This is a genomic window from Staphylococcus parequorum (assembly GCF_039237145.1).
In the GTDB taxonomy this organism is placed as follows: Bacteria; Bacillota; Bacilli; order Staphylococcales; family Staphylococcaceae; genus Staphylococcus; species Staphylococcus equorum_A.
In genome coordinates this window covers 1990536-2012896 of sequence record NZ_CP150682.1, presented here as the reverse complement: position 1 = coordinate 2012896, position 22361 = coordinate 1990536, and the positions used below count along the sequence as shown (strand labels likewise).

The 22361-nt window shown below is 33.3% G+C and carries 20 protein-coding genes and 2 pseudogenes; 21 read left to right on the top strand and 1 reads right to left on the bottom strand.

What is annotated here, in order from left to right; genetic code table 11:
- Positions 1–177: 177 nt before the first annotated feature.
- The 12 genes and pseudogenes from AAA453_RS09845 to rny form a co-directional block, all read left to right on the top strand.
- Positions 178–1003: pseudogene (locus AAA453_RS09845) on the top strand (cell division protein FtsK); the annotation flags it as partial.
- A 158-nt stretch (positions 1004–1161) separates the two neighbouring features.
- Positions 1162–2628 (top strand): annotated as a pseudogene (locus tag AAA453_RS09840) (DNA translocase FtsK); the annotation flags it as partial.
- Positions 2629–2630: 2 nt separating this feature from the next.
- Entirely contained in the window at positions 2631–3344 is a 714-nt protein-coding gene (locus AAA453_RS09835) for a GntR family transcriptional regulator (RefSeq protein WP_069832860.1), read from the top strand.
- Positions 3345–3354: 10 nt separating this feature from the next.
- Complete coding sequence (gene yfmF / locus AAA453_RS09830) at positions 3355–4644, top strand: EF-P 5-aminopentanol modification-associated protein YfmF (protein ID WP_427704723.1); 1290 nt, start codon at positions 3355–3357, stop codon at positions 4642–4644.
- Positions 4644–5930, top strand: coding sequence for an EF-P 5-aminopentanol modification-associated protein YfmH (yfmH, locus tag AAA453_RS09825; protein WP_427704721.1), 1287 nt, complete (start codon positions 4644–4646; stop codon positions 5928–5930). The genes yfmF and yfmH overlap by 1 nt, the downstream gene beginning before the upstream one ends.
- Before the next feature lies 1 nt (position 5931).
- Positions 5932–6636, top strand: a complete 705-nt coding sequence (gene ymfI, locus AAA453_RS09820; RefSeq protein WP_427704718.1) for an elongation factor P 5-aminopentanone reductase — start codon at positions 5932–5934, stop codon at positions 6634–6636.
- Between the two features lie 163 nt (positions 6637–6799).
- Complete coding sequence (locus tag AAA453_RS09815; RefSeq protein WP_069815990.1) at positions 6800–7630, top strand: YmfK family protein; 831 nt, start codon at positions 6800–6802, stop codon at positions 7628–7630.
- A gap of 33 nt (positions 7631–7663) precedes the next feature.
- Positions 7664–8056 carry a helix-turn-helix domain-containing protein gene (locus tag AAA453_RS09810; protein WP_427704716.1) on the top strand — a complete coding sequence of 131 codons (393 nt, stop codon included), beginning with the start codon at positions 7664–7666 and terminating at the stop codon, positions 8054–8056.
- 53 nt (positions 8057–8109) lie between these two features.
- Positions 8110–8688, top strand: coding sequence for a CDP-diacylglycerol--glycerol-3-phosphate 3-phosphatidyltransferase (pgsA, locus tag AAA453_RS09805; protein ID WP_069815986.1), 579 nt, complete (start codon positions 8110–8112; stop codon positions 8686–8688).
- Between the two features lie 295 nt (positions 8689–8983).
- Positions 8984–10126: a CinA family nicotinamide mononucleotide deamidase-related protein gene (locus tag AAA453_RS09800; RefSeq protein ID WP_427704713.1), complete on the top strand. Its 1143-nt coding sequence runs from the start codon at positions 8984–8986 to the stop codon at positions 10124–10126.
- 173 nt (positions 10127–10299) lie between these two features.
- Positions 10300–11346 carry a recombinase RecA gene (recA, locus tag AAA453_RS09795; protein WP_069832855.1) on the top strand — a complete coding sequence of 349 codons (1047 nt, stop codon included), beginning with the start codon at positions 10300–10302 and terminating at the stop codon, positions 11344–11346.
- Between the two features lie 325 nt (positions 11347–11671).
- A complete protein-coding gene (gene rny, locus AAA453_RS09790; protein WP_069815980.1) occupies positions 11672–13231 on the top strand; it encodes a ribonuclease Y in 1560 nt (519 codons plus the stop codon).
- Between the two features lie 398 nt (positions 13232–13629).
- Here rny and AAA453_RS09785 read toward each other — a convergent pair whose 3' ends face one another.
- Positions 13630–13845 carry a hypothetical protein gene (locus tag AAA453_RS09785; protein ID WP_069815977.1) on the bottom strand — a complete coding sequence of 72 codons (216 nt, stop codon included), beginning with the start codon at positions 13843–13845 and terminating at the stop codon, positions 13630–13632.
- Between the two features lie 164 nt (positions 13846–14009).
- Here AAA453_RS09785 and AAA453_RS09780 point away from each other — a divergent pair, with 164 nt between their 5' ends.
- The 9 genes from AAA453_RS09780 to AAA453_RS09740 all read left to right on the top strand — a co-directional run bounded on the left by AAA453_RS09780 (position 14010) and on the right by AAA453_RS09740 (position 22349).
- Positions 14010–14798, top strand: a complete 789-nt coding sequence (locus tag AAA453_RS09780) for a TIGR00282 family metallophosphoesterase (protein WP_002507824.1) — start codon at positions 14010–14012, stop codon at positions 14796–14798.
- Positions 14799–14911: 113 nt separating this feature from the next.
- On the top strand, positions 14912–16672 hold the full coding sequence (locus AAA453_RS09775) for a 2-oxoacid:acceptor oxidoreductase subunit alpha (RefSeq protein ID WP_427704710.1): 1761 nt from the start codon (positions 14912–14914) through the stop codon (positions 16670–16672).
- The gene (locus AAA453_RS09770) at positions 16673–17539 is read left to right on the top strand and encodes a 2-oxoacid:ferredoxin oxidoreductase subunit beta (protein WP_069815973.1); all 867 of its coding nucleotides are present in this window, start codon (positions 16673–16675) and stop codon (positions 17537–17539) included.
- Positions 17540–17734: 195 nt separating this feature from the next.
- Positions 17735–18370 carry a poly-gamma-glutamate hydrolase family protein gene (locus AAA453_RS09765; protein WP_427704707.1) on the top strand — a complete coding sequence of 212 codons (636 nt, stop codon included), beginning with the start codon at positions 17735–17737 and terminating at the stop codon, positions 18368–18370.
- Positions 18371–18476: 106 nt separating this feature from the next.
- Positions 18477–18860 (top strand): RrF2 family transcriptional regulator, encoded by a 384-nt coding sequence (locus AAA453_RS09760; protein ID WP_427704704.1) that lies wholly within the window; start codon positions 18477–18479, stop codon positions 18858–18860.
- A 72-nt stretch (positions 18861–18932) separates the two neighbouring features.
- Entirely contained in the window at positions 18933–19826 is an 894-nt protein-coding gene (locus AAA453_RS09755; RefSeq protein WP_427704702.1) for an NAD(P)/FAD-dependent oxidoreductase, read from the top strand.
- Positions 19827–19929: 103 nt separating this feature from the next.
- Entirely contained in the window at positions 19930–20226 is a 297-nt protein-coding gene (locus tag AAA453_RS09750; protein ID WP_069815965.1) for a thiamine-binding protein, read from the top strand.
- 222 nt (positions 20227–20448) lie between these two features.
- A complete protein-coding gene (gene miaB / locus AAA453_RS09745; protein ID WP_069815963.1) occupies positions 20449–21990 on the top strand; it encodes a tRNA (N6-isopentenyl adenosine(37)-C2)-methylthiotransferase MiaB in 1542 nt (513 codons plus the stop codon).
- Positions 21990–22349 carry a RicAFT regulatory complex protein RicA family protein gene (locus tag AAA453_RS09740; protein WP_427704700.1) on the top strand — a complete coding sequence of 120 codons (360 nt, stop codon included), beginning with the start codon at positions 21990–21992 and terminating at the stop codon, positions 22347–22349. Before miaB ends, AAA453_RS09740 begins: the two co-directional genes overlap by 1 nt.
- Positions 22350–22361 lie beyond the last annotated feature (12 nt).

Here is a 22361-nt window from a genome sequence, read left to right as displayed (position 1 = left end):
GTCTTACCTCTTTTATGTTATTATAGAATACAAATAAACTTTTATTATACAAACATACTTATATAATAAAATCTAAATACATATTATTTACGATGAATAAAAGTGATTCACATAACAATCAATGGGTATAGGATTAAAATAAAATTGAAATCAGAGTTAGAAAAGTAGGTGTGGAACGTGGCACAAACAAAAAAGAGAACTACAACTAAGAGAAAACCAACAAATACAAGAAAGAAAACAACAAATAAAAAGAAAAAACAAAGCGACAGTCCTATTAGATATGTTTTTGCTATTATCGCTTTTGTATTAATTATACTAGGCGCGTTCCAACTTGGTATTATTGGAACAATGATAGATAGTTTCTTGAACTATTTATTCGGTAATAGCCGTTTCATAACATATATATTACTAATTATAGGCACAATATTTATCACTTATTATAAAGCTTTACCGAAGACAAGACGTACAGTTGGTGCTTTTCTATTACAATTCGCACTATTGTTAGTGACACAAATCTTCTTTTACTTTACTAATAATGCACAAGCTGAACGAGAACCAGTATTGTCATTTGTCTATAAGGCTTATGAACAGACTAACTTCCCTAATTTTGGTGGAGGGTTAATAGGATATTACTTATTAACTTTATTCACGCCTTTAATTTCTATTGTTGGTATTATTATTGTGACAATTTTATTGATTGCTTCAAGTGCAATTTTACTTTTAAAGCAAAGTCATCGTGATGTATCGAAAATCGTATTTGAAAAGGTGAAAATTAAAAGTCAAGATGCTTCTGTAAACTTAAAAGAAAAAAGAAAACAAAATAAAATTAAAAAAGATGCTAAAATGCGTGTAAAAGCAGAGAAAAAAGCTGAATTGCAAGCACAACAAGCTGCTACTCAGGATGAAGCTAATAATGAAGTTAAAGATGTAAGTGATTTACCTGAAGTTTCAAATTTAACTGCAGAACAGCAACAATCCATACCTATATATGGACATGGTGATAACGATGATGATAGTGCTCAACCTACGGAAAATAAAAAATACAAACGTAGTCAACGCACGCGCGATCAAGAAGATGCCAATGAGCCAATACCATCACAACAAAGTTCTAAAGAGGAACAAGCTTCATTAGATCAGTTGATAGATGAATCTGAACAAGCCTCAGATGAAGAAGGCGCAAATTCAATATCTGAAGCAGGTGAGGTTGAAAACGAAGCATATACAATACCACCGCTTTCCTTACTCAATCAACCTGCTAAGCAAAAAGCTACATCTAAGGCAGAAGTACAAAAAAAAGGTCAGTTACTAGAAACCACGCTCAAAAACTTTGGTGTTAATGCTAGAGTGACTCAAATAAAAATTGGTCCAGCGGTGACACAATATGAAATACAACCTGCGCAAGGTGTGAAAGTAAGTAAAATTGTTAATTTACATAATGATATTGCTTTAGCACTTGCTGCGAAAGATATTCGTATAGAAGCACCAATACCTGGTCGTTCAGCTGTCGGTATAGAAGTGCCTAATGACAAAGTATCACTCGTTTCATTAAAAGAAGTATTAGATGAGAAGTTTCCTGCCAAAAACAAATTAGAAGTTGGATTAGGTAGAGACATTTCAGGTGATCCAATTACAGTTGAATTAAATAAAATGCCTCACTTACTAGTAGCAGGTTCAACTGGTAGTGGTAAGTCAGTTTGTATTAATGGCATTATTACAAGTATTTTACTTAATGCTAAGCCACATGAAGTAAAACTTATGTTAATTGATCCAAAAATGGTAGAGTTGAATATATATAACGGTATACCGCATTTGCTTATACCCGTTGTGACAAATCCACATAAAGCATCACAAGCACTAGAAAAAGTAGTTGCTGAAATGGAAAGACGTTACGATCTATTCCAACATTCTTCAACTAGAAATATTGAAGGCTATAACGAAGCAATTAGACGACAAAATAAGGAACTAGAAGAGAAGAAATCTGAGTTACCATATATTGTGGTGATAGTTGATGAATTAGCAGATTTAATGATGGTTGCAGGTAAAGATGTGGAAAATGCAATTCAACGAATTACTCAAATGGCACGTGCAGCAGGTATTCATTTAATTATTGCAACACAACGTCCCTCTGTAGATGTTATAACTGGTATAATCAAAAATAACATTCCATCAAGAATCGCTTTCGCTGTGAGTTCTCAAATTGACTCTAGAACGATCATAGATAGTGGCGGCGCAGACAAGTTACTAGGTAAAGGTGATATGTTATACGTTGCAAATGGTGGCTCTACGAGAACACGCGTGCAAGGTGCATTTTTAAGCGATCAAGAGGTACAAGATATTGTTAATTATGTTGTTGAACAACAAAAAGCGAACTATGTTAAAGAAATGGAACCAGATGCACCAGTTGAAAAATCAGAAATGAAAAGTGAAGATTCACTTTATGATGAAGCATATATATTTATAATTGAACAACAAAAAGCAAGTACATCCTTGCTACAAAGACAGTTTAGAATTGGTTATAATCGAGCTTCAAGACTGATGGATGATTTAGAACGGAATCAAGTTATTGGACCACAAAAAGGTAGCAAACCTAGACAGATACTTGTGGATTTAGATAGTGATGAGGTGTAAATATGGAACTTACTTCTGTGTATAAAGTTAAAGAGTGGATGATTCAACAAATTAAAGAAGGTAAATTGAGTCCTGGAGAGCCATTGCCAAGTAATTTAGCAGTGGCTAGAACACTAAACGTTAAAACAGATGACGTTTATGATGCCGTAGATGAATTGATTACAGAACAAGTATTATCTAATAACTTAGGGGAAGGTGCGAGTGTTAAATCACTGCACCCGTTCTTCTATCCTTTAGGTGAACTTGTAAGTATTAGTCAAATGATAGAACAACAAGGCTTTAATGCTAGAACAGAATTTATAAGCTTAGATGAAAAACCAGCTACTTCATTGGATGCATTAAGATTAAACATTCCTGATAAAGCTTCTGTGACCATTATAGAGCGTGTCAGACTGGCAGATCGACAACCAGTAGTATATTGCTTAGATAAAGTGCCCGCTGATGATTTAACGTGTGCACAGTATCAAAATAGCGATGAATCTTTATTAAACGCGATTGAAGCTTATGCTAATAAAAAAGTTGCCTATGCGAATACAGAAATTGAGGCAATTAGTTACGAACCTCATATCTCGGACGTGCTAGACGCATCACCGCATGAAGGGCTCATGCTTTTGAAATTAATACATTACGATAATGAAGATAATCCAATACTTTATTCTTTTAATTATTTCAAAAGTAGTTTAGTAAAATTTAAAACGGTTAGAAATAGAATATAAAAACAAAATTATGAAAGCGGGGCATGACAATTTGAAGATAGATAAACAGCAAAATGACTTGCATATAAAAGTAATGCCAACAACAAAATTTAAAACAACCACAATCACATTGAAATTTATGGCGCCATTAGATAGCGAAACAATGACAGCACGTTCACTATTGAGCAAAGTACTCGTTCGTGCGACAAAACAATGGCCGACGGATAAAGCATTTAACCAACACTTATCACAATTATATGGTGCATATGTCAATAGTTTTATTTCAAAATTCAAAGACAAGCATGTAATTACAATATCTTTAGAAATCGTAAACGAACGTTATTTAAAAGACCAGACACCCTTATTTGAAAAAGGTTTGAATCTGTTAAAAGAAATGATTTGGAACCCGTTAATTACAGATGGTGAATTTGATGAAACTTTTGTTGCACAAGAAAAATCGTTATTAACAAAAAAATTAGATGCTATAGTTGATAATAAATCACAAATTGCATTTTTAAACTTACTGAAAAATATGTTTGGAGACCAACCTTATCGCCATATAGCGTCAGGGCAAGTAGAATACATATCAGGCATAACACCAAAAAATTTATATCATACATATCAATCTATGCTAAAAGATGACTACTGCGCGGTTTATGTAGTAGGCAACGTAGATGAGCAAGCAGTGAAATCACAAATTCAATCATATTTTGATCTTAAACCTTTTCAATTTGAATTATCACATGCAGTACCAACACCGACATCACATACTTTACCACAAGAAATTATTGAAACAGATGTAGTGGATCAAGCTAAATTAAATATGGGATATAAATTCCCAGCACAATATGGCGATCCACAATACTTTGCTATGGTCGTGTTAAATGTCATGTTTGGCGGTGATCCATCGTCCGTATTATTTAATGAAGTACGTGAGAAACAGAGCTTAGCGTATTCAATACACTCTCAAATGGATGCTAAAAATGGTTTTATGTTTGTACTTAGTGGTGTTTCAGCTGACAAATATGAAATAGCTAAAGATACAATAATAGCTGAATTTGAAAAATTCCAACAAGGTGAGTTTGATGACGATAAATTAGAGCTAGCTAAAAAAGTAATTATTTCACAACGTCAAGAATCTCATGATAGACCAAAAAGTATTATTGAAATATTAAATAACAATATTTTACTTGATGAAGATATGTCAGAAACAAGTTTTATTGAAGGTATACAAAATGTATCTAGAGCAGAGATTCAGCAATTAGCACAAGAAACAATATTAGATACGATTTACATTTTGACGAAAGGAGGTAATGACTGATGAATGAAAAATATTATAAACAAATAGACGAAAAAGTTTATGAAGCTGAGTTAAATAATGGACTCAAATTATTTGTTATTCCGAAAAAAGGATTTCAAAAAACCTTCGTCACATACACAACACAATTTGGTTCATTAGATAATAAATTTAAACCACATGGTAGCGATACATATGTCACAGTACCTGATGGCGTAGCACACTTTTTAGAACATAAATTATTTGAAAATGAAGAAGAAGACTTATTTACTGCTTTTGCGGAAGACAACGCTCAAGTTAACGCCTTTACGAGCTTTGATCGAACAAGCTATCTATTCAGTGCTACTGATAATGTAGACCGCAATATCAAACGTTTATTAACGATGGTAGAAACGCCTTATTTTACTAAAGAGACAGTTGATAAAGAAAAAGGAATCATTGAAGAAGAAATTAAAATGTATCAAGAACAACCAGGCTATAAATTAATGTTCAATACGCTAAAGGCTATGTATGAAACACATCCGATTCGTGTAGATATTGCAGGTAGTGTTGAAAGCATTTATGAAATAACTAAAGATGATTTATATCTATGCTATGAAACATTCTATCATCCATCGAACATGGTGTTATTTGTTGTAGGTGATGTAGATGCAGAGCACATTTATGAAGTCATTGCTGAGCACGAAAATAAAAGAGACAAAGTGAATCAACCACAAATTGTCAGAGATGCTTTAGCTGAAAAAAGCGAAGTTAATGAGGTAAACGTATCAGAATCCATGAAACTTCAATCACCAAGATTAATGCTTGGTTTTAAAAATGAAACTTTAAAAAATGAACCTAACGAAGCTTATGTTAAACGTGATTTAGAAATGACACTATTTTATGAAATGGTGTTTGGTGAAGAGACAGATTTTTATCAAACGTTGCTTAATCAAGATTTAATAGATGAAACATTTGGTTATCAATTTGTTTTAGAACCAACTTATAGCTTTTCAGTTATCACGAGTGCAACGCAATATCCTGATAAATTGAAAGCACTATTATTAGAGGAATTAGAAAACACACAAGGTAAACTAAGTGATGCAGAGGCCTTTAATTTATTGAAAAAACAATTTATCGGAGAATTTATCTCAGGTTTAAACTCACCAGAGTATATTGCTAATCAATACACAAAACTTTATTTTGAAGGCGTAAGCTTATTCGACTTATTAGACATTGTTGAGAGTATCACTTTAGATAGCGTGAACGAAACAGCAAATACATGTTTAAATCTAACACAAGTTGTAGATAGTCGTTTGGAGATGAAATAAAATGAAAGCTTTGGTCATGGGAGGATCTGGTACAATAGGTTCTGCAATTGTCGATCGTTTATTAACGGATGGGTATGAAGTCATCGTACACTATAATAAATCAAACATAGAAACTCTAACTAAGCGCTATGAACAAAAGTCAGTACAATTTGTAAAATGTGATTTAACTCAGTGTAATGAATTGGACAAAGCTTTTGGCTTTATAAAGAATTTAGATTGTTTAATTTATAGTAGTGGTTCAGCTTTATATGGGCAATTACAGGATATGACAGACGAAATGATCGATTCGAGTTATCAAATACATGTGCGTCAATTTATAAGAACAAGTCGATATTTTACAGATCAATTAAGACAAAGTAAAAATGGTAGAATCATCGTTATCTCATCTATTTGGGGCGAAACTGGCGCAAGTATGGAAACTGTTTATTCAGCTATGAAAGGTGCACAAATTAGTTTTGTTAAAGCGCTTAGCCAAGAGTTAGCTATGACAAATGTTACGGTTAATGCTATTGCACCTGGTTTGGTAAGTGGCAACATGACTCAAGTCTGGACGGCAGACGAACTTAGTGACATAACAAGCGATTTACCACAACAAAGATTGATTGCACCTGAAGAAGTTGCACATACGTGTAGTTATTTATGCCATCCATTAGCAAAGAGTATCACGGGGACAGTACAAAAAGTGAATGGCGCATGGTATTTATAAATTTTAATATTGTGTAAAAAAATAAGCCAACTATGAAACATTCAATGATATAATAACAGTACAATAAATCACATGATTTAAAAAAGTGATATTAATAGATGTTTCTTCAGCACCAGTCTATTATAAAATAACCGTTGTTTTTAAACTAAGGGGTGTTTATTTCATGACAGTAGCTACTAAAAAAGAATGGTATTTAGAATATGAGATAACGTTGAATAGATCAGGTTTATTAGGCGATGTATCTAGTTTGTTAGGTATGATGGGTATCAATATTGTAACGATTAATGGCGTTGATGAAGGTCGAAGAGGTTTACTCATTAAATCTGATAACTTAGAAAAAGTGAGTAGATTTGAAAATATTGTTACTGAAATTGACGATATTTCTATTACTAAATTACGCAAACCTGAACTTCGTGATCGATTGGCAGTAAGACATGGCAGGTACATAGAGCAAGATGCTGACGATAAAAAGACATTTCGTTTTGAAAGAGAAGACTTAGGTTTGCTCGTTGATTTTATGGCAGAATTATTTAAAGAAGAAGGTCATAAATTAATAGGCATTAGAGGTATGCCTAGAGTTGGAAAGACAGAATCTATTGTTGCTGGCAGTGTCTGTGCGCATAAACGTTGGTTGTTCATCAGTTCTACATTAATCAAACAAACTGTGCGTAGCTCATTAATTAAAGGCGAGTACGATCCTAATCATGTTTATATTATTGATGGTGCTGTAACAGCTAGAGAATCTAATGTAAAACACCAAGAATTAGTAAAAGAAGTGATGAGTTTGCCTTCAATCAAGGTGGTAGAGCATCCTGACTTGTTTGTTGAAACAAGTGATTATGAGATGAGCGATTTCGATTATATTATTGAATTAAGAGAAAATAAAAATCAAGAAATTCATTATGAAGAAATGAAGAAACAAACTGTTAAAAGTAAAAACAACTTAGACTTTGGTAACGATGAATTTGGTGGCGGATTTGGTTTCTTTGAATAAAAAAATGAATAGTTATCAAGGAGGACTGACATCGTGAACACAGTTGGTCAAACTTTAAAGGGACGCCGAGAACGCTTAGGTATGACTTTAAATGAATTAGAAACACGCACACAGATAAAACGTCAAACTTTGACTTTGATAGAAAATAACGATTTTGAATCTTTGAATAAAGTTGATTATGCAGAAGGTTTTATTAAAAAATATGCAAAAGCCGTTAATATTGATTCTGCACAGTTAATCAAAGCACATAGAGACGAAATCCCAAATAATGATGAAAGCATGCAAGAGACGATTGAAGCTTTTTCTAAAGAAAGTAAGCCTACATATCGCAGTAAGAATAAAGAACCGTTGCAAGTAGCTGTTATAGTTAGTGTTGTTGTTATCATCTCAGCACTATTATGGATTTTAGCTGTTTTAGTATTATAATCTGTTAAAGTATAAAGAAACGATTAAGTTATAAAAAGAAAAGAGGACTTCTTATGAATATACCGAATTGGATAACTGTTTTTAGAGTTATACTAATTCCAATATTTCTTCTATTTGCACTGATAGATTTTGGATTTGGTAATATTTCATTTATCGGTGGTAATGAAATTAGAATTGAATTATTAATTAGTGGTATTATTTTTATTATCGCGTCGTTAAGTGATTTTGTTGATGGCTATTTAGCAAGAAAATGGGAACTTGTAACTAATATGGGGAAATTCTTAGACCCATTAGCTGACAAATTACTCGTTTCAAGCGCTTTAATCGCGCTTGTACAAATTGATTTAACAAATTCAATCGTTGCGATTATTATCATTGCACGTGAGTTCGCTGTAACAGGATTACGTCTATTACAAATTGAGCAAGGTTTTGTAAGTGCTGCAGGGCAATTAGGTAAGATTAAAACTGCTGTTACGATGGTCGCAATTGTTTGGATTCTCCTAGGTGATCCTTTAGCAACTTGGATTGGTTTTGAATTAGGACAAGTTCTGTTATACATCGGTGTATTCTTCACAATATTATCTGGAATTGAATACTTCTATAAAGGTAGAGATGTATTTAAAGCGAAATAATGGGGGGGCAGTTCCAATACATGTGCCACACCCACACTTACCAATAAAATTAAGTACTTTAATATAGCAAAACAGTCCAAAGTGATAAAATTTGGGCTGTTTTTATTTTATTTGATAAAATAGTATAATAATTGATTTACTAAGCTTTTTAAAATATATAAAAATCTAATCTTTAGTTTTTTGAGGAATTAAGATTTATAATTAAGTTTATCGAATAATTTTGCACTCGCTTTTTAGTGCATAAAAAATATAAACTAAAGTAAATCATGTAACTTGGTGTTGAGGAGGAGAAGTTGTGAAGATATCTATCATTGCAGTAGGCTCAGAATTATTATTAGGACAAATAGCTAATACCAATGGACAATATTTATCGAAATTGCTGAATGGTGTAGGTCACAGTGTGGTAGAACATACAGTAATCGGTGATAATCCAGAACGCTTAGAAAGAGTGATAAAAGCATCATTTAATCATTATGATACTGTTATACTAACTGGTGGCTTAGGCCCAACTAAAGATGACTTAACGAAACATACTGTTGCTAAGGTATTAGGACGAGAATTAGTTATTGATAAACATGCTCTGAATTACATTGAACAATTCTTCGAAGAGCAGAATATTGAAATGACTCCAAATAATCGTCAACAAGCGTTAGTTATAGAAGGTTCACATATATTAGAAAATAAAGTCGGCATGGCGCCTGGTATGGTAGTAGATCAAGATGAACGACGTATTGTATTGTTACCAGGACCACCAAGAGAAATGCAACCTATGGCTAAAAACGAACTTTTGCCATTCTTTTTCAATGGTGAAAGCACTATATTCTCAGAATTATTGCGTTTTGCAGGCATCGGCGAATCTAAAGTAGAAACAGTATTAATGGATTTAATAGATGGACAGACAAATCCTACGATTGCGCCATTGGCTGGAACGCATGAAGTTAATATTAGATTAACGGCAAATGGAGATACGCAACGTGAATGCGAGCAACTTATCGCTCCTATTAAATCAGAAATTTTATCACGCATTGGTGAATATTATTATGGTTCTGATGATATACTACTGGAACAATCTCTGATGGATAAAATTCATCAATCATTTGCTCTATATGATGCTGTTACAGATGGAGAATTATATTCTAGACTGAAGAATTTTAATACTTCACAATTACTTCAAGGGATGTTACCACATCATACGCAATTTATAGATGAACATGATACAATTGAAACTCAACTTTCTGTCTCTGCCAATATCGTTAAAGATTTGTATCAAACAGAAGTAGGTATTTCAATAATGTATTATAAGGATGCAATTTATTTAGGCATTTTAGAAAATGAACGACTTGAAATTCAGTCCTTTAAAATGACGCAAAGAAGAAATTTAATAAAAAGCAGAACTCAAAATTATGTACTAATACGATTACTAAATTGGTTTAAATAAGCATTTGAAGACTGCAAAAACTTAAAAATATAGCACGTGTGTTCTGTTTTAGGTGTAAGTTTTGTCTGTATAAGCGAACAAATATTCGCAAAAAGCTTGCGGAATTATTTAAATCAAGGTATAGTAGAGTTAAGATATTTTACAGAGATTAATCTCAATTAGGAGGTCCAGCATTGGATAACGATCGTCAAAAAGCTTTAGATACAGTAATTAAAAATATGGAAAAATCATTTGGTAAAGGCGCAGTTATGAAATTAGGTGACAATAAAGCCCAAAGAGTTTCTAGCGTTTCAAGTGGTTCAGTTACTTTGGATAATGCGTTAGGTGTAGGTGGCTACCCTAAAGGAAGAATTATAGAAATATATGGGCCAGAAAGTTCTGGTAAGACTACAGTAGCATTGCATGCTATTGCAGAAGTACAAAAAAATGGTGGCGTTGCGGCGTTTATTGATGCTGAACATGCGTTAGATCCTGTCTATGCAGAAGCTTTAGGTGTAGATATTCAAAATCTATATTTATCTCAACCTGACCATGGGGAACAAGGACTGGAAATTACTGAAGCATTCGTAAGAAGTGGTGCTGTTGACATCGTAGTTATTGACTCCGTTGCTGCATTAACTCCAAAAGCTGAAATTGAAGGTGAAATGGGTGATACACATGTTGGTTTACAAGCACGTTTAATGTCACAAGCATTGCGTAAACTTTCAGCCGCTATTTCCAAATCAAAAACAACAGCAGTATTTATTAACCAAATTCGCGAAAAAGTAGGCGTGATGTTCGGTAACCCTGAAGTAACACCAGGTGGACGTGCGTTAAAATTCTATAGTTCTGTACGTTTAGAAGTACGTCGTGCTGAACAATTAAAACAAGGCCAAGATATTGTTGGTAATAGAACGAAAATTAAAGTTGTTAAAAATAAAGTAGCACCACCATTCAGAGTTGCAGAAGTGGATATGATGTATGGTAAAGGTATCTCTAAAGAAGGAGAACTTATTGACTTAGGTGTTGAAAATGAAATTGTAGATAAATCAGGTGCTTGGTATTCATACAATGGTGATCGTATGGGACAAGGTAAAGAAAATGTTAAATTATATCTAAAAGAAAACCCTGAAATTAAAGAAGATATTAATCGTAGATTGCGTGAAGCACTAGGCATTGTTGATGGTGATGTTAAAGAAGACGAAGATGAAAAACAAACTACGCTTCTTGAAGACGAATAGTGTTATCTAAAACAATTTAAAGATTTACTATAAAATAAGTGTATATATAAAAATATGCGCTTATTTTTTTATATAAATATAAGAATTTTAAAATATAATATGACAAATATTTTGCTATATAAGCTTAATAACATAAGTGACAACAATAGTTATAGGAGAAATAGTGTAAAAGAGGGGTCTCAAATATTGAATTAATGTGTAGGAAACCTTGACACTTCTTAGTTTAAAACCGTACAATTACATTGTATGATTCTTATATAACTTCATATAATCATATTGAAATTGATATACAGAGCAAAATCCTAGATAAAAAGGGGGTGTTTGTGTGAGTTTATTAGGCCTCCTACTCATTTTGCTAGGTATTATTCTCGGAGTTGTTGTAGGGTACATTGTAGCCCGTAATCTATTGCATCAAAAGCAATTACAAGCAAGACAAACTGCAGAAGATATTATTGAACAAGGTAATAAGGAAGCAGAGAATACTAAGAAGGAAAAGCTCCTAGAAGCTAAAGAAGAAAATCAAATCTTAAAAGAACAAAGTGAAAACGAACTTCGTGAAAGACGCGGTGATCTTCAAAAGCAAGAAGCTCGACTTCTTCAAAAAGAAGAAAACTTAGAGCGAAAATCTGATCTATTAGATAAAAAAGATGAGATTTTAGAGCAAAAAGAGTCTAAACTTGAAGAACGACAACAACAAGTAGATGCAAAAGAGAGTAGTGTTCAAACATTAATAAATAAGCATGAACAAGAATTAGAACGCATCTCTGGTCTCTCTCAAGAAGAAGCTGCACAAGAGCAACTTCAAAGAGTTGAAGATGAATTGTCACAAGATATTGCAATACTTGTTAAGGAAAAAGAGAAAGAAGCAAAAGAAGCAGTCGATAAAAATGCAAAAGAATTGTTAGCAACTACTGTTCAAAGATTAGCAGCAGAACATACTTCTGAATCTACAGTATCAGTTGTTAATTTACCAAACGACGAAATGAAAGGTCGAATCATTGGTAGAGAAGGAAGAAATATCCGTACGTTAGAAACATTAACGGGTATTGATTTAATTATAGATGATACGCCAGAAGCGGTTATCCTCTCTGGTTTTGACCCAATTAGACGTGAAATTGCAAGAACTGCATTAGTAAATCTTGTTTCGGATGGACGTATCCATCCTGGACGAATAGAAGATATGGTAGACAAAGCTCGTAAAGAAGTAGACGATATTATTCGAGATGCAGGGGAACAAGCTACATTTGAAATAAATGTGCATAATATGCATCCAGATTTAGTTAAAATCTTAGGTCGTTTACAATATCGTACAAGCTATGGACAAAATGTATTGAAACATTCTATCGAAGTTGCACACTTAAGTGGTATGTTAGCAGCTGAATTAGGTGAAGATGTTACATTAGCTAAACGTGCTGGTCTACTTCATGATGTTGGTAAAGCAATCGATCATGAAGTTGAAGGTAGCCATGTTGAAATAGGTGTAGAATTAGCGAAAAAATATGCTGAAAATGAAACAGTTATTAATGCAATTCATTCCCACCATGGTGACGTTGAACCAACTTCTATTATTTCTATATTGGTAGCAGCAGCAGATGCATTATCAGCTGCGAGACCAGGTGCTCGTAAAGAGACATTAGAAAATTATATTAGAAGATTGGAAAGATTAGAAACACTTTCTGAAAATTATGATGGTGTCGAAAAAGCGTTTGCAATTCAAGCAGGTAGAGAAATTCGAGTTATTGTATCACCAGATACTATCGACGACTTAAAATCACATCGCTTAGCAAGAGATATAAAAAGCCAAATTGAAGACGAACTTCAATATCCTGGTCATATAAAAGTGACAGTTGTTCGTGAGACTAGAGCAATTGAATACGCAAAATAAATGTTAGCCATTCAATGACTAACGACAGACTGCCAACAAAGTCATAAGACTTGTTGGCAGTTTTTTGATGATTCGTATCATTAATTGTGTTTATGACATTTCTCGAACAAAGTGATATTATACGGCTTTTAAATAGTAAAAGATATTTGAAGTCTCAAACAACAAAAAAAGAGTGGGATGACGAAATCTAATTTTTCTAATAAGATTTCATCGTATGAGCCCAGCCCGGCACAGCTGACAAAATGGAATACAAGAGATTGGTGTAAGTGCACTTTTATTTCAATCAGCCATTGTCCAAATAATAGTTGAGGCTGAGACATGTATTTATGTCCCAGCCTCAACTTACTAGTATACTGAAGTAAAACCTCACTATACTAAGCAATTTATATTTTTATTAATTAGTTTAATTCTAAATCTGCAACTTTAACTTCTTTGATAATTTCAGCTGTGTCATAGCAGTTTGTAGCGATATTTGCATATCTTTCTGCTAAACGATAAGCATTGATATATAGCTCTAGACTATCTTTTGCTATATCTTCTGCGTCTTCACTTTTTGATGGATTTGCTGTAACAACTAGATCAGCAAAATGTTGTGGATCGATATTAATTGACATGTATTACTTCCAACTCCTATATTGTGGATTAAAATAATTACTATAATGAATTATACCCCCATTACAAAATATAAAACTTAAAAATTAAAGAAATATTTACTAAAGAACCTTTTCAACTTAAATTATTTACATTAAACTAACATTAAGAGAGGATGAACAAGTAAATGAGAATATTATTTATTGGAGATATCGTAGGTAAAGTAGGTAGAGAAGCAATTAACACGTACTTGCCTAAGCTTAAACAAACGCATCGTCCTACAGTTACAATTGTAAATGCGGAAAATGCCGCACATGGTAAAGGATTAACTGAAAAGATATATAAAGAATTATTAAGAGAAGGCGTAGATTTCATGACTATGGGGAACCATACTTACGGACAACGTCAAATTTATGATTTTATAGAAAGTGCTAAGCGCATGGTTCGACCAGCAAATTTTCCAGATGAAGCACCAGGTGTAGGTATGCGCATTATTCAAATCAATGACTTGAAATTGGCGATTATTAACTTACAAGGTCGTGCATTTATGCAAGATATAGATGATCCATTCAAAAAAGCAGATGAATTAATTGCTGAAGCACAAAAAGAGACAGATTATATATTTGTAGATTTTCATGCGGAAACAACTTCTGAAAAAAATGCAATGGGTTGGTATTTAGATAATAGAGTGAGTGCTGTTGTAGGTACACATACGCATATTCAAACTTCTGATGAAAGAATATTGCCAGGTGGTACAGGCTATATTACAGATGTAGGTATGACAGGATTTTATGATGGTATACTTGGAATCAATAGAGGAGAAGTTATCACACGCTTTATTACTAGCCTACCACAAAGACATGTAGTGCCAGATGAAGGACGTAGTGTCTTATCTGGTGTTATTATAGATATTAATAAAGATGGTAAAGCAACGCATATTGAACGCGTGCTCATTAACGATGATCATCCATTTTAATTATCGTCCGTTAGTATGAATTTTAAAATAAACCACTCTTTACATAGTAATAGGGTGGTTTATTTTGATATGATTGATTATGAATTATTATAACCATTAGGAGGCAAGATGGTATGAAATCACAAGTATCATGGAAAGTTGGCGGCCAGCAAGGAGAAGGTATTGAATCAACGGGGGAAATCTTTGCTACTGCGATGAACCGTAAAGGATACTATTTATATGGATATCGTCATTTTTCAAGTAGAATAATGGGCGGACATACGAATAATAAAATAAGAGTATCAACATCACCTGTACACGCGATAAGTGATGATTTAGATATATTAATCGCTTTTGATCAAGAAACAATAGAAGTTAACCATCATGAAATGAGAACAGACAGTATTATCATTGCAGACAGCAAGGCAAAACCAGAAAAACCTGAAGGCTGTCGTGCGCAACTCATAGATTTACCGTTTACGGCAACAGCTAAAGAATTAGGCACTGCCTTAATGAAAAACATGGTTGCTATTGGTGCGACATGTGCAGTGATGAAATTAGATATTTCAGCTTTTGAAACGCTTATTACTAATATGTTTACTAGAAAAGGCGCAAAAGTTGTCGAAATGAATATAGAAGCATTAAATGAAGGTTATCGTTTAATGATGGAGCAACTTAATACTGTTGAAGGTGACTTTGTTTTAGAAGAAACAAATGGAACACCACATCTATATATGATTGGTAATGATGCAATTGGTTTAGGTGCTTTATCAGCTGGATCAAGATTTATGGCGGCATATCCTATTACGCCTGCTTCAGAAATTATGGAGTACATGATTGATAATCTACCAAAAGTAGGCGGCACAGTTGTACAAACTGAAGATGAAATTGCTGCTGCAAACATGGCTATTGGATCAAACTATGCTGGTGTACGTGCTTTTACTGCCAGTGCTGGACCTGGACTTTCATTAATGATGGAAGCGATTGGTTTATCTGGTATGACAGAAACACCATTTGTAGTGATTAATACCCAACGTGGTGGGCCTTCTACAGGATTGCCTACTAAACAAGAACAATCTGATTTAATGCAGATGATATACGGTACACATGGAGATATCCCTAAAATCGTAGTTGCACCTACTGATGCAGCAGATGCATTTTATCTTACGATTGAAGCATTTAATTTAGCAGAAATGTATCAATGTCCAGTGATTATTTTAAGTGATTTACAATTGTCATTAGGCAAACAAACTGTAGAAAAATTAGATTATAACAAAATCGAAATTAACCGTGGCGAAACAATTCAATCTGACATAGAGCGAGAAGAAGACGACAAAGCTTATTTCAAACGTTATGCATTGACTGAGAGTGGCGTATCACCTAGACCTATTCCAGGTGTTAAAGGTGGTATACACCATGTAACAGGTGTCGAGCATAACGAAGAAGGTAAGACGAGTGAAGCAGCTGATAACAGACAACAACAAATGGATAAACGTATGCGTAAAACTGAGCATTTACTAATTAATGAGCCAGTAGAAGCAGATGAACAACATGATGAAGCAGATATTTTATATTTAGGTTTCATTTCGACTAAAGGCGCAATTCAAGAAGGTAAAGATAGATTAGAAGCACAAGGCTTAAAAGTAAATCATATACAAATTAGACAATTGCATCCTTTCCCTAAAGAAACACTTCAAAAATCTATTGATAAAGCATCGAAAGTTGTCGTAGTAGAACACAATTATCAAGGACAACTTGCAAGTATCTTGAAGATGAATGTTACATTGAGTGATAAATTAGTGAACCAAACAAAATACGATGGGACGCCATTCTTGCCACATGAAATTGAAACAAAAGGACTTGAGATTGCCAAAGATTTAAAGGAGCTGGTATAAATGGCAACGTTTAAAGATTTTAGAAATAATGTTAAGCCCAATTGGTGCCCGGGCTGTGGAGATTTTTCAGTCCAAGCAGCGATTCAAAAAGCAGCAGCCAATATTGGCTTAGAACCTGAGGAAGTAGCAATCATTACTGGTATCGGCTGTTCTGGTCGTTTATCTGGATATGTAAATTCTTATGGTGTACATGGTATACATGGTCGTTCATTACCATTAGCACAAGGCGTGAAAATGGCGAACAAAGACTTGACTGTTATTGCTTCCGGAGGAGACGGTGACGGTTATGCAATAGGTATGGGCCATACTGTTCATGCATTGCGTAGAAATATGAACATGACATATATTGTAATGGATAACCAAATTTATGGACTGACTAAAGGTCAAACATCACCTTCATCAGCGCCAGGTTTTGTTACAAAATCAACACCAAAAGGAAATATCGAGCAAAATGTTAAACCATTAGAGCTCGCATTATCTTCTGGAGCAACATTTGTAGCACAAGGCTTCTCAAGTGATATAAAAGGACTTACAAAAATGCTTGAAGATGCTATTAACCATGACGGTTTTTCATTTGTGAACGTCTTTTCACCATGTGTAACATATAATAAAGTGAATACTTATGATTGGTTTAAAGAAAACCTTACAAGTATTGATGATATAGAAGGTTTTGATGTTACAGATAAAAGTAATGCAACACAAAAAGTGTTAGAGTATGATTCTCTAATTAAAGGAATTGTTTATCAAGATACGGAAACACCTTCATATGAATCTCAAATTGAAGAGATGGAAGATACGCCATTAGCTAAAAGAGATATCCATATTGATGAAACGCAGTTCAATGAATTAACAAAGCAATTTGTTTAAATTCGAAGTATAGATAATATTTATATAGTAAAAATAATTAAATGATAGCATATAAGCTGATTACATACGGGGCTTGAATTAAGACAAATTCAATATCGTATAGTATCAGCTTTTTTTAGTAAATGTAGGAATATTTTACTCTGGTTTATAGTATTATAGAAGCTAAACAGTGCTTTATACTTTGGAGGGAATACGATGGTAGACCAATTTAATTCAATGACTGAACTTTTGTTACAGACAAGTGAAGGTAAAGATTGGGAAATTCATACGCGGCGAGCAAGTCAGCCAATGATTATTACGGCAGTCCATGGTGGGGCGATTGAACGTGGCACAACTGAACTTGCTCAATCGATAAGTGAGCGTGGTAACTATGATTTTTATACTTTTAAAGGTGTACGTCATAATAAAAATCACGAACTACATGTGACATCAAGACATTTTGATGAGCCAAAACTGTTACAAATGATCGATGATAATCGGCATGCGATTTCTGTTCATGGTTGCATGGGTGATAAACCAGAAGTGTATATTGGAGGAAAAGATCAAGCACTAAGAAAATATATTAAACACTATTTATCTGAAATTAATATCATTGTTAAAGATGCACCATCCCATATTTCTGGACTTCACGATGATAATTTTGTTAATTGTTGCCAACACAAAGCTGGCGTTCAGCTAGAATTAACTGCGTGTCTAAGAAAAAATTTCTTTATTAACAAAAAATATAATCTTTATGATAGGGAAAATCGAGATAATTGGTCTTCATTAATGGCTGATTTTACGCAAGCAATCATTGATGCTGTAAGCCATTATCAAAAAGAGCGCAATTAACCATTTATGATGTCATTTTAACTAACATTAGAAATAATATTTGCAAAACAAAACATAATAAGATATTATAGATATATTATATCTATAATAGGAAGTTGATAAACAGATGAAATGTTCTAAGGCAACAGATTATGCATTACACGCTTTATTATTTATGATAAAAAGTGACGGCGATTCAAAAAGAATACCAGTACAAGACTTAGCAGCCGTATTGAAAGTTTCTACGACTTATTTATCTAAAATTTTAACACGACTTGTAAAAGCTGGGATAATTTCAGCAAATAGTGGTGCAAAAGGCGGCTATCAATTAAAAAATGGATGGCAAGATATTTCAATTTATGAAATTATCGTAACTATAGATGGCAAACAAAGCTTACTAGAGGATAGTTTTAGTCATGGTGAAGGTTGTTCTATTAAACAAATTATGGATGAAGCGGAACGTAGTTTAATAAATAATTTAGAACAAAAAAAATTAAAGGACTTGGCTTAACGCTAAGTTCTTTAATTTTTCAATTAATTATAGATATTAAGAGTCTTTAAAAGGTGTAAAGGAGTGGAATAAATGGATTATGAAATCATAGTTATTGGTGGCGGTCCTGCTGGTTTAAGCGCAGCATTGAATTTTGGAAGAGGTATGATGCATACATTAGTTATCGATGAGGATAAACCACGAAATCGAGTGACATCAGAATCACATGGTTATTTAACACAAGATGGTATTTCACCAACTGAATTCAAACAAAAAGCAAAACAAGATATTGCTAAATACAAAGATGTATCATTTTTAGCAGAACGTGTTATAGATATTAAAGAAAATGATGAAGGATTTGAAGTTTTTACCCAAGGACAATCATTTACAGCCAGACAAGTGTTACTCGCAACAGGATTAAATGAACAAGGACCAGACATACCTGGTTTCAATGATTTTTATGGACAATCTATATTTTATTGTCCGTGGTGTGATGGCTATGAAATGCGTCATCGTAGGTTGGCTGTCATATATTCAGTTGAGATGATAACACATATGGTTAAATTATTAAGCAACTTTTCAAAAGAACTTATCGTTTTTACAAATGGGGAAAGTGTTACAGCCGAAGACAAAGCTTGGCTTAAAGCTAAAAATATTGATATATATACTGAACCCATTGCTGATTTAAGTGGGGAAAAGGATCAATTGACTCATATTAAATTGGCAAACGGCGATAAAGTTGAAGTTGAAGGTGCATTTAGCCAAATGCAATGGGATACTCATTTTGATTTTTTGGAAAATTTGAGTTTAGAGCGTGATGAAAATGAAAAATTTGAAGTCAATGCTTTTGGTGAAACTTCGATTAAGCATTTTTATATTGCAGGTGAAACAAAAGATAATTTCGCGGGTCAAATCATAGATGCAGCAGCTAATGGTGGCATGGTTGCTAAAATGGTAATGATGACACAAATTAGTGAAGATTTTTAAAATAAATCTTATGATATAAATGATTAACGTTTTATATCTATGCCTTGAACATCTTATTTGATAAACTAAAAGATAAGTAAAACATATAAGGGGCTGAAGAAATATGCATGATACGTTAATGAGTGTCCAAATTATTCCGAAAACTGCTAATGGTGAAGATGTTATACCTTATGTTGATGAAGCAATAAAGATAATTGATGATTCTGGTTTGACTTATAGAGTTGGACCACTAGAAACAACAGTACAAGGTGAGATGAATGAATGTTTGATCTTGATTCAAAAGTTAAATGAGCGTATGGTTGAATTAGAAATACCGAGTACGATTAGTCAGGTTAAGTTTTATCATGTCCCTGAAGGTATTACAATCGAGACACTTACTGGAAAATATGATGAAATTTAAAAAATAGATAATAAACAAAAACGATTTAACATATCAAGATGTTGAATCGTTTTTGTTTATTGGGAAAGACCTTTTGCACTTTGGGGCTAAATTTAATATAATGAAGTAATGATTATGGATAAAGTTATAGAACTTTGAACACCTAGGTTGAAATACCAAAGTATAAAACATATTTAAAAACACTTGTTCTTAGTTTATATGATATAGAAAGGATTTTGTAGAGTGAATGAAGAGCAAAGAAAAAGTACTTCTATAGATATTTTAGCTGAACGAGATAAGAAGACTAAAGATTATAGCAAGTATTTTGAGCATGTCTATCAACCACCAAGTTTAAAAGAAGCACGTAAACGCGGTAAAGAAGAAGTAAACTATAACCGTGATTTTCACATAGATGAAAAATATCGTAATATGGGTCAAGGGAAGACCTTTTTAATTAAAACATATGGTTGCCAAATGAACGCGCATGATACAGAGGTCATGGCTGGTATTTTAGGCGCTTTAGGTTATTCAGCAACAGAAGATATCAATCAAGCTGATGTGATTTTAATTAACACATGTGCAATACGTGAAAATGCGGAGAGTAAAGTGTTTAGTGAGATTGGTAATTTAAAACACTTAAAACGAGAAAAACCAGAAACAGTTATCGGCGTATGTGGCTGTATGTCACAAGAAGAATCAGTTGTTAACAAAATTCTCAAATCGTACCAGAACGTTGATATGATTTTCGGAACGCATAATATTCATCGTTTACCAGAAATTTTAGAAGAAGCTTATTTATCAAAAGCGATGGTCGTAGAAGTATGGTCAAAAGAAGGAGACGTTATTGAAAACCTTCCTAAAGTGAGAAAAGGTAATATTAAAGCTTGGGTAAATATTATGTATGGCTGTGACAAATTCTGTACATATTGCATTGTGCCTTTTACAAGAGGTAAAGAACGTAGTAGACGTCCAGATGATATCATTGCTGAAGTAAGAGATTTAGCGCGTCAAGGTTATCAAGAAATTACGCTGCTAGGTCAAAACGTAAACGCTTATGGTAAAGATATAGAGGGCTTAGAATATGGTTTGGGTGATTTATTAGAAGATATTACACAAATTGATATACCAAGAGTGAGATTTACTACAAGCCATCCTTGGGACTTTACGGATCGTATGATTGAAGTTATTGCAAACGGGGGCAATATTGTACCTCACGTACATTTACCAGTTCAATCAGGTAACAACGCAGTATTAAAAATTATGGGACGTAAATATACACGTGAAAGCTATTTAGATTTAGTAGATAGAATTAAAACGAAGATACCTAACGTTGCACTGACTACGGATATTATCGTAGGTTATCCAAATGAAACTGAAGCACAATTTGAAGAAACTTTAACATTGTATGACGAAGTTGAATTTGAACATGCATATACTTATATTTATTCACAAAGAGATGGTACACCAGCAGCGAAGATGAAAGATAATGTGCCTTTAGACGTGAAGAAAGATAGATTACAACAATTAAATAAAAAAGTGGCTTATTATTCAGAACGAGCTATGAAACAATATGAAGGCGAAGTCATCCAAGTATTGTGTGAAGGTGCCAGTAAGAAGGATAATACTGTGTTAGCAGGCTATACTTCAAAAAATAAACTCGTTAACTTCAAAGCACCTAAAGAAATGATAGGTAGAATTGTAGATGTACAAGTTGATGAAGCGAAACAATTTTCATTAAATGGTACATTCTTACGCATGAGTGAAAAAGCAGTGGTGACTCAATAATGTATGAAAAAGATGACATATTAGCTGAAGCAAATCGCATTAGTGAACGAATCAAATCATTGGATACAGTTAAAGATTATCACACTGTAGAACAACAAATTCATTACAATAAAAATATTGAACAACGCATGAAAGATTTAAAGAAAACACAAAAGCAATCCGTAAACTTACAAAATTACGGTAAAACAGAAGCGCTAAAACAATCTGAAGGTAAAATACAAGGTATTGAGCAAGATATTAATGTATTACCTATAGTGGAAGAGTTCAGAGAATCACAAACTGAAGCCAACGATTTATTACAAATGATGATAAGTACAATGTCTAATCGTTTAAATCAACATGAACAAAATGATGACTAGCGTGTAATGTAC

Coding starts and splice junctions, on each gene's coding strand:
- AAA453_RS09835 (WP_069832860.1), top strand. CDS start 2,631: ATGGAACTTACTTCTGTGTATAAAGTTAAAGAGTGGATGATTCAACAA.
- yfmF (WP_427704723.1), top strand. CDS start 3,355: ATGAAAGCGGGGCATGACAATTTGAAGATAGATAAACAGCAAAATGAC.
- yfmH (WP_427704721.1), top strand. CDS start 4,644: ATGAATGAAAAATATTATAAACAAATAGACGAAAAAGTTTATGAAGCT.
- ymfI (WP_427704718.1), top strand. CDS start 5,932: ATGAAAGCTTTGGTCATGGGAGGATCTGGTACAATAGGTTCTGCAATT.
- AAA453_RS09815 (WP_069815990.1), top strand. CDS start 6,800: ATGACAGTAGCTACTAAAAAAGAATGGTATTTAGAATATGAGATAACG.
- pgsA (WP_069815986.1), top strand. CDS start 8,110: ATGAATATACCGAATTGGATAACTGTTTTTAGAGTTATACTAATTCCA.
- AAA453_RS09785 (WP_069815977.1), bottom strand. CDS start 13,845: ATGTCAATTAATATCGATCCACAACATTTTGCTGATCTAGTTGTTACA.
- AAA453_RS09780 (WP_002507824.1), top strand. CDS start 14,010: ATGAGAATATTATTTATTGGAGATATCGTAGGTAAAGTAGGTAGAGAA.
- AAA453_RS09775 (WP_427704710.1), top strand. CDS start 14,912: ATGAAATCACAAGTATCATGGAAAGTTGGCGGCCAGCAAGGAGAAGGT.
- AAA453_RS09770 (WP_069815973.1), top strand. CDS start 16,673: ATGGCAACGTTTAAAGATTTTAGAAATAATGTTAAGCCCAATTGGTGC.
- AAA453_RS09765 (WP_427704707.1), top strand. CDS start 17,735: ATGGTAGACCAATTTAATTCAATGACTGAACTTTTGTTACAGACAAGT.
- AAA453_RS09760 (WP_427704704.1), top strand. CDS start 18,477: ATGAAATGTTCTAAGGCAACAGATTATGCATTACACGCTTTATTATTT.
- AAA453_RS09755 (WP_427704702.1), top strand. CDS start 18,933: ATGGATTATGAAATCATAGTTATTGGTGGCGGTCCTGCTGGTTTAAGC.
- AAA453_RS09750 (WP_069815965.1), top strand. CDS start 19,930: ATGCATGATACGTTAATGAGTGTCCAAATTATTCCGAAAACTGCTAAT.
- AAA453_RS09740 (WP_427704700.1), top strand. CDS start 21,990: ATGTATGAAAAAGATGACATATTAGCTGAAGCAAATCGCATTAGTGAA.